The following is a 12,069-nucleotide window of genomic DNA, read 5'->3' as shown; positions in this document are numbered from 1 at the left end:
GCCTTTGAGGTTTGTTACTCAGCTACCGCATTCTTGGCCAGAATTGCATTGGCCAGTTCCATATCGCTGACGTTCAAACCCGGGTTGTCGGCGCGGACTTTGTGCATTGCCGCTTCCAGGTACGGGCCACGAATTGCGCCTTCGCTGGCGACAAAGCTGCCGGCGTCATCCTGGGCCGCCACGACCAGTTTGTGATCCTTGGAGGTCAGGTAAGAGGACGCGGTGGTGGCGCCGGACGAGATGACGTTGCGCCAGAAGGTATCGGCCATGGCAGATCCAACCGGCAGGCAGAGCAGGGCAAGGGTTGCGGCTGCAAGTTTGAAGCGCATTCGGGGTGACTCCAACGTAGGTGAACTGGGGGCTTTGATCGGGTTTACGCGACTCTAGTTCCCTGGCCTGGTAAAAGGTTTGGCGAGCGTTTCAGGCCGTGACACGAAGCACTTCCGCCATGCTCGTCTGTCCTGTTTCGACTTTATCCATGCCACTTTGCTTGAGGCTCTTCATCCCTTCATTGAGCGCCAGCTGGCGCAGGCTCAGCAGGTCAGTGTCATGTTCGATGCGCGACCTGAACGCATCCCCCACACTCAGCAACTCGAAGAGGGCGCTACGGCCGTGATACCCGGTCTGTCGGCATTCTCGACACCCCACCGGCTGATCACTTGGCTGCGGTCCCTTGCAGTGCTTGCACAGGGTCCGCACTAGGCGCTGGGCCATGACCCCGATCAAGCTGGCCTTGAGCAGGTAGGGCGCGATGCCCAGTTCCAGCAAGCGGGTCACGGCGCCACAGGCGTCGTTGGTGTGCAGTGTCGAGAGCACCAGGTGCCCGGTTAGGGCGGCCTGGATCGCCACTTGAGCGGTTTCCAGGTCGCGTATCTCGCCGATCATGATCACATCCGGGTCCTGGCGCAGCAGGGCGCGGGTGCCAGCGGCAAAGTCCAGGTCGATGGCTGCTTGCACCTGCAACTGGTTGAAGGCCGGTTCAACCATCTCGATCGGGTCTTCGACGGTACACAGGTTGATTTGCGGGGTGGCCAGGTGCTTGAGACTGGCGTAAAGGGTGCTGGTCTTGCCCGAGCCGGTGGGCCCGGTAACCAGAATGATGCCGTGGCGATGATCGAGCATGGTCAGCCAGCGTCCGAGGTCGTCGCCATCAAGGCCCAGTTGGGCAAAATCCTGTTGCAGCAGTTGCGGGTCGAAGACGCGCAGCACCAGCTTTTCACCGAAGGTGGTGGGCAGGGTCGACAGCCGCAGCTCGACCTCTACTCCGCCCGGTAGGCGGGTCTTGATCCGACCGTCCTGGGGGCGGCGCTTTTCTGCGACGTTCATGCGCCCCAGGCTTTTCAGGCGGCTGACCACCGCTAACGTCACGGGTGCCGGGAACTGGTAGACCGGATGCAGCACGCCGTCGATGCGAAAACGCAGCTGACCCTGATCGCGCCGGGGCTCGAGGTGGATATCGCTGGCGCGCTGCTCGAAGGCGTACTGCAACAGCCAGTCGACGATGCTGACGATATGCGCATCGTTGGCTTGCGCTTCAGAACCGCGAGCGCCAAGTTCAAGCAACTGTTCGAGATTGTCCGCTGCCGTCGGCGTTGACTGTTGCAGGCTGGCGCCGCTGACCGATTGTGCGACCTGGAAGAACGTCTGGCTGAGCTGGCGGATCTGCACCGGGCTTGCCAGCACGCGTTTGATCGGCCGGTGCAGTACCTGGGCCAGGTCCGCTTCCCAGGCGCGTACATAGGGTTGCGCGCTGGCGATGGTGACGCTGTGGGCGTCGGCAGCCACCGCGAGGATGCCGTGGCGCCGGGCGAAGCCTGCGGACATAAGACCGGTGAGCCGGGCAAGGTCGGTTTCCAGGGGATCAATATGCAGGTAAGGCTGGCCAGCCTGCCCGGCCAGCCATTGGCACAGGGTATTCAGATCAAGGCGCTCAGCAAGCTGCTGGCTGGCGATCCACTCCAGTGGATGCTGGTTGCGCTGCATAGGCGGGAAGTGGCTGCGATCGATTGGGCTGATGAGCTGCTCGGCCAACAGTTCGCCAAGCAGGGTATCCAGGTCAAGCCAGCGATCTTCGCCGAGGGTGTGCATGAGTGCAGGCTTCCTTGCCGCGCCACCGACAGTGATGGCCTGAACAAGGTTAGGTGCAGGCCGGGGCCTTGCGCGTGAACAAGGGTTACCAGGCTTTTCCGGGCTCGCTCAAGCGCACCTCGGTGACGCAGATCAGGTTGCGCATTTTTTGCGCAATCAGTTCGGCGCGGTGCCAGCTCAGGCCGCTGATGCCGATGTCGACGTTGAGCAGGTCATCCTGTTGCTCGACGTTGACCCGATGCGGTAGCAGGAACTGCAAGGCAAACAGGTTGAGCACCCGGCACAGGCTGTCGGGCTCGGCTTCTATCTGCAGTTGGTAGCGGACATCGCTGTGTAGGTTGTAGGCGGCCCAGACATCGTTGCGCAAGGGCATTAAAGGGCTGTCGAGCCGTTCGAGTGCGCTCATGGGGGTTCTCCGAAGAAAGTGGAGAAATTTTTACATGCAAGCCGGGGTATTTCTTCTCTATGATTGTTGGATATCGCCGCTAATTGAATAATTTAATTCGTAGATATCAGCTTTGGAGAAATAATCATGCATAGCGAACTGGACGCCTATGATCGGCGGATTCTGGCCTTGTTGCAGGACGATGCCTCGCTTTCCAGTGCGCAGATTGCCGAGCGCGTGGGCTTGTCGCAATCGCCATGCTGGCGGCGCATACAGCGCTTGAAAGAAGAGGGGGTGATTCGCGCCCAGGTGACCCTGCTCGATCGCAAGAAGATCGGCCTGAACACGCAGATTTTCGCCGAGGTCAAACTCAACGCCCACGGGCGCTCCAACTTCACCGAGTTCACCGAGGCAATCCGTGGTTTCCCGGAAGTGCTGGAATGTTATGTGCTGATGGGCGCAGTGGACTTTCTATTGCGCATTGTCACCCCGGACATCGAAGCCTACGAACGGTTCTTCTTCGAAAAGCTGTCGATGGTGCCGGGGATCCAGGAGGTCAACTCGACCGTGGCCTTGTCTGAAATCAAGTCCACGACGAGTCTGCCAGTACTGCCCTGAGCCTTACTTGCGCAGCAGGTGCTTCCAGCCGCGGCTCTGGAACACGGCCATGGCCTGCTGGGCACGGGCATCAAGGACCTCGGTGCGCACGTCAGCCTCTACTTCGTCGCTGATTGGTAGGTTGGCAAGCTCCTGCAGCTTGTTCAGCTCGCCGAACAGACGGTCCAGGTCGGGGCTCTCCAGCACTTGACGGGCATGGTGCAGCCAGGCCAGCAGGCGCTCGATGCGCGGCAGCTGTTCGGCCAGGTCTTCGGGTTGGCGATGATACAGCGGCAGGTTCAAGGCCTTGGCTTCGTCGGCCAGCAGCACGTTCAGCCAGTTGGCCAGTTGTGCGGCGCCTTGGCGATCGCCACGCTTGTTGCGCTCGACGGTCCAGCCACGGGCCAGCAGCCAGCGCGATGCTTCCAGGGAGAACTGACCCCAGCGAGTGTCCAGCAGCTCTTCGGCGAACTGCTCAGGTGCTGCACGGCGAACGTCTTCGTCGTCGTTGCCGGCCAGTACCAATGGGCGCCAATCTTCGAGCAGGGCGTCGAGGCTGCTGCGCAGGGCAGCGGTGGTCGGACGCGGGGCGGCCTGGCCCAGGCTGCTGAGCAGGGCACGCAGCTCTGCCAGGACCTGAACCCAATCTTGCAGCAGGCGCCAGTGGCCGGTGAAATGGTACTGTTCGGCCAGGCGCTGGCTGGCGCCAAGCAGTTGCAGAGCCAGGGCGGCGAAAGCGTCGTCCAGTGGCATCTCGGCGCTCAGTTGCGCAGCCGGCAGGCTCAATGCATAGCTGGCCGGGTCGAGCAGGCGGTAGCCGCGCTCGGCCTTGCTGATGTCGCACGGGAACAGCGGCAGGCTGGCAGACAGCTCGGCGGCCAGTTCCAGCAACGCTTCGGGGGCGCCTTCACGCAGTTCCAGCTCCAGCTCGCAGATGGCTTCCTTGTGCTTGCCCGCGACAACCGTGCCCAGATCCAGCGCGGCTTCGATCACGACCTTGGCCTTGCCACGACCCCAGGCGATTTCTGCGTATTCGCGGGTGAAATCGGTGGTGAACAGGGCTTTGATGGTCTTTTTGTCGACGTCGGCGAGTTCGGCCGGCCAGCAAGTGTCGTCGAGCTTTTTCAGGTCCAGCTTGGCCTTGGGCAGCTGCCATTCGTGCTCGTTACGCAGGGACAGGCCGGCAACGCTCTGGCCGCGGGTCTTGAGGGTCTGGATAACCACATCACCGTCACGGCGCAGGCGCAGGGCGACCTTGGCGGCGGCCAGGTCGCGTTCCGGGGTGTCGAAGTACTGGTTGAGCAGTTCGCGGCTCTGCCACCCGGACTTGTTGCGCTTGTTCAGCAATGGGTGTTCACGCAGGGCGGCGAGGGTCTCGCGGCTGACCCGCAGTTTGATTTCGGTTTCTTTATGCATTGCTGGGTAATCCAGGCTCGGATGACAGGGAGCGTCTTGGGGGTGCAGTGTACAGGAGTCGGCTCGCGGCGGTTTATTCCCGGTGCCGGATGGCCCTATGATGAGCTTCGCCCAAGGAGAAAGCGCATGCCGTTGCCATCGCTCAAAGAGCAGTTCGCCGCCCTGATCGCCGCGCCATCGGTCAGTTGTACCCAGCCGTCGCTGGATCAGTCCAACCGTGCGGTGATCGACCTGCTGGCCGGCTGGCTGGGGGATCTGGGGTTTGCCTGCGACATCCAGCAGGTCACCCCGGGCAAGTTCAACCTGCTGGCAAGCTACGGCAGTGGCCCGGGCGGGCTGGTGCTGGCCGGGCATAGCGATACGGTGCCGTACGATCCCCAGTTGTGGCAGACCGACCCGCTCAAGCTGACCGAGGTCGACGGGCGCTGGGTGGGCCTGGGCAGCTGCGATATGAAGGGTTTTTTTGCCCTGGTCATCGAAGCCGTGCAGCCGTTGCTTGAGCACGACTTCAAGCAACCCCTGCTGATTCTCGCCACCTGTGACGAGGAAAGTTCGATGGCCGGTGCCCGCGCCCTGGCCGAGGCCGGCAGGCCCCTGGGCCGTGCGGCGGTTATCGGTGAGCCGACCGGGCTCAAGCCGATCCGCCTGCACAAAGGGGTGATGATGGAGCGCATCGATATCCTTGGGCGCAGTGGCCATTCGTCTGACCCGAGCCTGGGCCATAGCGCCCTGGAAGCCATGCATCAGGTCATGGGCGAGCTGATGGGCCTGCGCCGGCAATGGCAGCAGGAGTACAACAATGCCCAGTTCAGCGTGCCGCAGCCGACGATGAACTTCGGTTGCATCCATGGCGGCGACAACCCCAACCGCATCTGCGGCCAGTGCGCGCTGGAGTTCGACTTGCGCCCGCTGCCAGGCATGGATCCGGAAGTGTTGCGCAGTGCCATTCGTCACAAACTGGCGCCGCTGGCCGAGCGACATCAGGTGCGTATCGACTACGCGCCGTTGTTCCCCGAGGTGCCGCCGTTCGAGCAAGCCGCCGATGCCGAACTGGTACGGGTAGCCGAACGTCTTACCGGGCATCGCGCCGAAGCGGTAGCCTTTGGCACCGAAGCGCCTTATCTTCAGCGCCTGGGTTGCGAGACCCTGGTGCTCGGCCCTGGCGACATCGCCTGTGCCCACCAGCCGGGCGAGTACCTTGAAATGTCACGCTTGCAGCCTACTGTGCGTCTATTGCGTGAGTTGATCGAACATTATTGCCTCAGCCCGGTAATTGCCCGCTGAGCTGAACCGTTTTGCAGAGGAGATTGCGCGTGACGCCAAGCCTGTTCCGACGATAACCCTTCGAGCGCTGTGTGCTTTCCCGTTCTTGTCCCTATTTTCTACAGGCTCTCCGGTTATGCCCGAATACGTCAATTGGCTGCGTCACGCTTCGCCTTACATCAACGCCCACCGCGATTGCACCTTCGTGGTCATGCTCCCCGGCGATGGGGTCGAGCACCCCAACTTCGGCAATATCGTCCACGACCTGGTGCTGCTGCACAGCCTTGGCGTACGCCTGGTGCTGGTCCATGGTTCGCGCCCGCAGATCGAAAGCCGCCTGGCTTATCGCGGCCTGACCCCGCACTACCACCGGGGCATGCGCATCACCGATGCTGCCACCTTGGAATGCGTGATCGACGCCGTCGGCCACCTGCGCATCGCTATCGAGGCGCGCCTGTCGATGGACATGGCCGCCTCGCCAATGCAGGGCTCGCGCCTGCGCGTGGCCGCTGGCAACCTGGTCACCGCCCGGCCGATCGGCGTGGTTGAAGGTGTTGACTACCACCACACTGGCGAGGTGCGCCGGGTCGACCGCAAAGGTATCAATCGCCTGCTCGATGAGCGCTCCATTGTCTTGCTGTCGCCGCTGGGCTATTCGCCAACCGGCGAGATTTTCAACCTGGCCTGTGAAGACGTCGCCACCCGCGCTGCGATCGAGCTCAATGCCGACAAGCTGCTGCTGTTCGGCGCTGAGCGCGGCTTGCTCGACGAGCAGGGCCGTCTGGTACGTGAGCTGCGTCCGCAGCAGGTACCAGCGCATTTGCAGCGCTTGGGTAGCGACTACCAGGGTGAACTGCTGGATGCCGCCGCCGAAGCCTGCCGTGGTGGTGTGGCGCGCAGCCATATCGTCAGTTATGCCGAAGACGGTGCCTTGCTCACCGAGCTGTTCACCCGTGATGGTGGCGGTACCCTGGTGGCCCAGGAGCAGTTCGAGAAGGTGCGCGAGGCGGCGATCGAGGATGTCGGTGGCTTGCTGGACCTGATCAGCCCGCTGGAAGAGCAAGGCATCCTGGTGCGTCGTTCGCGCGAGGTGCTGGAGCGTGAGATCGAACAGTTCAGCGTGGTCGAGCGCGAAGGCATGATCATCGCCTGTGCGGCGCTTTACCCGATTGCCGATTCCGAGTCTGGCGAGTTGGCGTGTCTGGCGGTCAACCCCGAGTATCGCCACGGTGGTCGCGGCGATGAACTGCTCGAGCGTATCGAGGCGCGGGCACGGGAGATGGGGCTCAATACCCTGTTCGTGCTGACGACCCGGACGGCGCACTGGTTCCGTGAGCGCGGTTTCGTGCCCAGTGGGGTCGAGCGGCTGCCGGCGGCGCGGGCATCGCTGTACAACTACCAGCGTAACTCGAAGATCTTCGAAAAGGCCTTGTGAAGCTTCGCGGGGCAAGCCCGCTCCTACAGACAACCGCTGTGGGAGCGGGCTTGCCCCGCGAAAAGAGCATCAAACGGTATGCAGATACCAGTTGTACTCAAGGTCGGAGATGGAGTGTTCGAACTCCTCCAGCTCGCTTTCTTTGCAGGCCACGAAGATATCGATGTATTTCGGATCGATGTACTTGGCCATGATCTCGCTGTCGTCCAGCTCACGCAGTGCATCACGCAAGTTGTTCGGCAGGCTCTGCTCGTTCTGCTCGTAGGAGTTGCCTTCGGTCGGTTCGCCCGGGTCGACCTTGTTGGTCAGACCGTGGTGAACGCCAGCCAGCACAGCGGCCATCAGCAGGTACGGGTTGGCGTCGGCACCGGCTACGCGGTGCTCGATGCGTACGGCGTCCGGGGAGCCGGTTGGTACGCGCAGGGCCACGGTACGGTTGTCCAGGCCCCAACTTGGCGAGTTAGGTACATAGAACTGGGCACCAAAACGGCGGTACGAGTTGACGTTCGGGCAGAGGAACGCCATTGACGCTGGCAGGGTCTCGAGCACACCGCCGATCGCGTGACGCAATGCGGCGTTCTGCTCGGGATCCTCGCTGGTGAAGATGTTCTTGCCATCTTTGTCCAGCACCGAGATATGCACGTGCAGACCATTACCCGCCTGGCCTGGATACGGCTTGGCCATGAAGGTGGTGTCCATTTCATGGTCGTAGGCGATGTTCTTGATCAAACGCTTGAGCAGTACCGCGTAGTCACAGGCCTTGATCGGGTCGGCGACGTGGTGCAGGTTCACTTCGAACTGCGCCGGGGCACTTTCCTTGACGATCGCATCGGCTGGAATGCCTTGCTCTTTGGCACCTTCGAGGATGTCCTGCAGGCAGTCGACGTACTCGTCGAGGTCGTCGATCAGGTAGACCTGGGTCGAGATCGGGCGCTTGCCGGAAATGGGTGAGCGCGGCGGCTGCGGACGGCCGTTCACGTTCTCCTGGTCGATCAGGTAGAACTCAAGCTCGAATGCGGCGCAGATGGTCAGGCCCAGTTCGTCGAACTTGCTCACGACCTGGCGCAGAACCTCTCGCGGGTCGGCGAAGAAGGGCGCGCCTTCGAGCTCGTGCATGGTCATCAGCAGCTGCGCGGTGGGGCGCTTCTGCCAAGGTTCATTGCACAGGGTATCGGGGATCGGATAGCAGATGCGGTCGGCATCGCCGATGTCCAGGCCAAGGCCGGTGCTTTCGACGGTCGAACCGTTGATATCCAGGGCGAAGAGGGAGGCCGGCAGGTTGATGCCTTTCTCGTAAACCTTGTGGAGGCTGGTGCGCTCGATGCGCTTGCCGCGCACCACACCATTCATATCTGCAATCAGAAGGTCAACGTAGAGAACCTCAGGATGTTCCTTAAGGAACGCGTTCGCTTCGTTAAGCTGAACGGCACGCGGGGGTACCGACATGATGCAACACCTTTGTTGTTAAAAATATCAATCAATGTGGGCTTGCAGGTTCAGTCAATCGGAAAGCCTTGCTGAAGTCAAGCCAACCCCATGATGCCCTAAAATGGCCCTCAAGCGGCATTTTTGCTGCAATTGAGGGCGCCGACAAGGGCTGCTTTCGTACGGTAACGGCGATCTTGAGCGGGCCGTGTTCTATTTTTTACGGGGGTGTTGTGTAAAAAAATGAACAAGGCTAAGCTCGGTGGCAACCCATAACACCAATAATACCGGGGGTTACATGTCACGCCTGCCGACAACCGGCATCATCGCCCGCCGTTCACAGAACGGTGTGCACGCGTTCCTCGCGGGTGGCTTGCGCCATGCGCCAGCACCTTGCGCCCCGGCTGAAATAATTGACGGCCTGGGCGTCCTGCCTGCTGCCGACGCCTCTTCGAATGACCTCTGCCATCACTATAGCGGGCTCGTCAGCCTTGCGGGAATTGCCCGTTGCGCTCTCCCTGCGCCTGACTTTTGCTTTCGCTTGGTGGGGCATCCAGAATGTCTGGGACGGCCCACTCCGGGTGTCGTCCTGACGTCTGTCCAGACATTTACCTCCTGAGGTATTTATGAGTAGCAACCTCGACCAGCTCACCGATTGGTTGAAAGAACACAAGATCACCGAAGTCGAGTGTCTGATCAGCGACCTCACCGGTATCACCCGTGGCAAGATCTCGCCGACCAACAAGTTCATCGCCGAAAAAGGCATGCGCCTGCCCGAGAGCGTTTTGCTGCAGACCGTGACCGGCGACTATGTCGATGACGACATCTATTACGAACTGCTCGACCCGGCTGACATCGACATGATCTGCCGCCCCGACGAGAACGCGGTGTTTCTCGTGCCCTGGGCTGTCGAGCCGACCGCCCAGGTGATCCACGACACCTACGACAAGCAGGGCAACCCGGTCGAGCTGTCACCGCGCAACGTGCTCAAGAAGGTTCTGAAGCTCTACGCCGACAAGGGCTGGCAGCCGATCGTGGCGCCTGAAATGGAGTTCTACCTGACCAAGCGCTGCGAAGACCCGGACTTCCCCCTGCAGCCGCCGATCGGCCGCTCCGGGCGTCCGGAAACCGGCCGGCAGTCGTTCTCCATTGAAGCCGCCAACGAATTTGACCCGCTGTTCGAGGACGTCTACGACTGGTGCGAGCTGCAGAACCTGGACCTCGACACGCTGATCCACGAAGACGGCACGGCGCAGATGGAAATCAACTTCCGTCACGGCAATGCCCTGGCGCTGGCCGACCAGATCCTGGTGTTCAAGCGCACCATGCGTGAGGCCGCGCTCAAACATAACGTCGCCGCTACCTTTATGGCCAAGCCGATGACCGGCGAGCCGGGCAGTGCCATGCACCTGCACCAGAGCGTCATCGACGTGCATACCGGCAAGAACATCTTCTCTGATGAAGATGGGCGTATGAGCGAGCTGTTCCTTAATCACATCGGCGGTCTGCAGAAGTTCATCCCGGTGGTGCTGCCGCTGTTCGCGCCGAACGTCAACTCGTTCCGCCGCTTCTTGCCCGACACTTCGGCGCCAGTGAACGTCGAGTGGGGCGAGGAGAACCGCACCGTCGGCCTGCGCGTACCGGATGCCGGCCCGCAGAACCGCCGGGTCGAGAACCGCTTGCCAGGCGCCGACGCCAACCCGTACCTGGCGATCGCCGCCAGCCTGCTGTGCGGCTATATCGGCATGGTCGAAGGCCTCAAGCCAAGCGCGCCGGTCCAGGGCCGTGGTTACGAGCGGCGCAACCTGCGCCTGCCACTGACCATCGAGGACGCTCTGGAGCGCATGGAGAACTGCAAGGCACTGGAACCCTACCTGGGCAAGAAATTCATTGCAGGCTACGTCGCCACCAAACGCGCCGAGCATGAAAACTTCAAACGCGTAATCAGCTCCTGGGAACGAGAGTTCCTGCTGTTTGCGGTCTGACTAACCCGGAGCCGCAGGACCGCGGCCGTCAACAAACGGAGAAGCACATGAGCGTCAACAACCCGCAAACCCGTGAGTGGCAAACCCTTAGCAGTGAGCACCACCTGGCACCTTTCAGTGACTATAAACAGCTGAAAGAGAAGGGGCCGCGGATCATCACCAAAGCCGAGGGCGTGCACCTGTGGGACAGCGAGGGCAACAAGATCCTCGACGGCATGGCGGGCCTGTGGTGCGTGGCGGTCGGTTACGGTCGTGAAGAACTGGTTAAGGTGGCTGCCGAACAGATGCGCGAGCTGCCGTACTACAACCTGTTCTTCCAGACTGCACACCCACCGGCACTGGAGCTGGCCAAGGCAGTTTGCGCCGTGGCGCCAGAAGGCATGACCCATGTGTTCTTCACCGGTTCCGGTTCTGAAGGCAACGACACCAACCTGCGCATGGTCCGCCATTACTGGGCGCTCAAGGGCAAGCCGCAGAAGCAGGTGATCATTGGCCGCCTCAACGGTTACCACGGTTCCACCGTGGCCGGCGCCGCCCTGGGTGGTATGAAAGGCATGCATGATCAAGCCGGCACGCTGCCGGGCATCGAGCATATCCCGCAGCCGTACTGGTTCGGTGAAGGCGGCGATATGACCCCGGACGCGTTCGGCGTGTGGGCAGCCGAGCAGTTGGAAAAGAAAATCCTCGAAGTCGGCGAAGACAAGGTCGCGGCCTTTATCGCCGAGCCGATCCAGGGTGCAGGCGGCGTGATCATTCCGCCAGACAGCTACTGGCCGAAGATCAAGGAAATCCTCGCCAAGTACGAGATCCTGTTCATCGCCGACGAAGTGATCTGTGGCTTTGGTCGCACCGGCGAGTGGTTCGGTTCCGATTATTACGACCTCAAACCTGACTTGATGACCATCGCCAAAGGCCTTACCTCCGGTTACATCCCCATGGGCGGTGTGATCGTGCGTGACGAAGTGGCCAAGGTGCTCAGCGAAGGCGGCGACTTCAACCACGGCTTCACCTACTCCGGTCACCCGGTGGCGGCAGCGGTGGGCCTGGAAAACCTGCGGATTCTGCGCGACGAGAAGATCATCGAGCGTGTTCACGCAGAAACGGCACCGTATTTGCAAAAGCGTCTGCGGGAGCTGGGCGATCACCCGCTGGTGGGTGAAGTCCGCGGCCTGGGCATGCTCGGTGCTATCGAGCTGGTCAAGGACAAGGCTACCCGCGCCCGTTACGAAGGTCAGGGCGCCGGCATGATCTGCCGCCAGCACTGCTTCGACAACGGCCTGATCATGCGCGCCGTGGGCGACACCATGATCATCGCTCCGCCGCTGGTGATCAGCCACGCAGAGATCGACGAGCTGGTGGAAAAGGCGCGCAAATGCCTGGACTTGACGCTCGAAGCACTGAACTAGCCAAGTGCTAGGCTAGCGTAATGGCATCAATGAGTTTCAAGGTGCCTCTTTTGTTGAAAGAGCGCCTTG

10 protein-coding genes are annotated in these 12,069 nt (G+C 61.5%); 5 read left to right on the top strand and 5 right to left on the bottom strand.

The window, feature by feature from the left end; translation table 11 throughout:
- Positions 1–14: 14 nt before the first annotated feature.
- The 3 genes from M5G17_RS01875 to M5G17_RS01865 all read right to left on the bottom strand — a co-directional run bounded on the left by M5G17_RS01875 (position 15) and on the right by M5G17_RS01865 (position 2,494).
- The gene (locus M5G17_RS01875; protein ID WP_273891315.1) at positions 15–329 is read right to left on the bottom strand and encodes a DUF2388 domain-containing protein; all 315 of its coding nucleotides are present in this window, start codon (positions 327–329) and stop codon (positions 15–17) included.
- 91 nt (positions 330–420) lie between these two features.
- Positions 421–2,088, bottom strand: a complete 1,668-nt coding sequence (locus tag M5G17_RS01870; RefSeq protein WP_273891314.1) for a GspE/PulE family protein — start codon at positions 2,086–2,088, stop codon at positions 421–423.
- Positions 2,089–2,173: 85 nt separating this feature from the next.
- Entirely contained in the window at positions 2,174–2,494 is a 321-nt protein-coding gene (locus tag M5G17_RS01865) for a hypothetical protein (RefSeq protein WP_273891313.1), read from the bottom strand.
- 126 nt (positions 2,495–2,620) lie between these two features.
- Between M5G17_RS01865 and M5G17_RS01860 the strand changes: the two genes are divergently transcribed.
- Complete coding sequence (locus M5G17_RS01860; protein ID WP_010221186.1) at positions 2,621–3,091, top strand: Lrp/AsnC family transcriptional regulator; 471 nt, start codon at positions 2,621–2,623, stop codon at positions 3,089–3,091.
- Positions 3,092–3,094: 3 nt separating this feature from the next.
- Here the strand turns inward: M5G17_RS01860 and M5G17_RS01855 are convergent, their stop codons facing one another.
- Positions 3,095–4,486, bottom strand: a complete 1,392-nt coding sequence (locus tag M5G17_RS01855; RefSeq protein WP_273891312.1) for a CYTH domain-containing protein — start codon at positions 4,484–4,486, stop codon at positions 3,095–3,097.
- Positions 4,487–4,612: 126 nt separating this feature from the next.
- Between M5G17_RS01855 and argE the strand changes: the two genes are divergently transcribed.
- Both argE and argA read left to right on the top strand, forming a co-directional pair.
- A complete protein-coding gene (argE, locus tag M5G17_RS01850; protein WP_273891311.1) occupies positions 4,613–5,770 on the top strand; it encodes an acetylornithine deacetylase in 1,158 nt (385 codons plus the stop codon).
- Positions 5,771–5,885: 115 nt separating this feature from the next.
- Positions 5,886–7,184 (top strand): amino-acid N-acetyltransferase, encoded by a 1,299-nt coding sequence (argA, locus tag M5G17_RS01845; protein ID WP_130261936.1) that lies wholly within the window; start codon positions 5,886–5,888, stop codon positions 7,182–7,184.
- Between the two features lie 69 nt (positions 7,185–7,253).
- On the opposite strand, the gene M5G17_RS01840 is transcribed toward argA, so the two are convergent.
- Positions 7,254–8,630 carry a glutamine synthetase family protein gene (locus tag M5G17_RS01840; RefSeq protein ID WP_130261935.1) on the bottom strand — a complete coding sequence of 459 codons (1,377 nt, stop codon included), beginning with the start codon at positions 8,628–8,630 and terminating at the stop codon, positions 7,254–7,256.
- 605 nt (positions 8,631–9,235) lie between these two features.
- On the opposite strand from M5G17_RS01840, the gene M5G17_RS01835 reads away from it, so the two are divergent.
- The gene (locus M5G17_RS01835) at positions 9,236–10,594 is read left to right on the top strand and encodes a glutamine synthetase family protein (protein ID WP_273891310.1); all 1,359 of its coding nucleotides are present in this window, start codon (positions 9,236–9,238) and stop codon (positions 10,592–10,594) included.
- A 47-nt stretch (positions 10,595–10,641) separates the two neighbouring features.
- The gene (locus M5G17_RS01830; protein WP_273891309.1) at positions 10,642–12,000 is read left to right on the top strand and encodes an aspartate aminotransferase family protein; all 1,359 of its coding nucleotides are present in this window, start codon (positions 10,642–10,644) and stop codon (positions 11,998–12,000) included.
- Positions 12,001–12,069 lie beyond the last annotated feature (69 nt).

This window comes from Pseudomonas rubra (assembly GCF_028656935.1).
Classification (GTDB): domain Bacteria; phylum Pseudomonadota; class Gammaproteobacteria; order Pseudomonadales; family Pseudomonadaceae; genus Aquipseudomonas; species Aquipseudomonas rubra.
The sequence above is the reverse complement of the archived record's forward strand: the minus strand, read 5'-3'. Positions and strand labels throughout refer to the sequence as shown.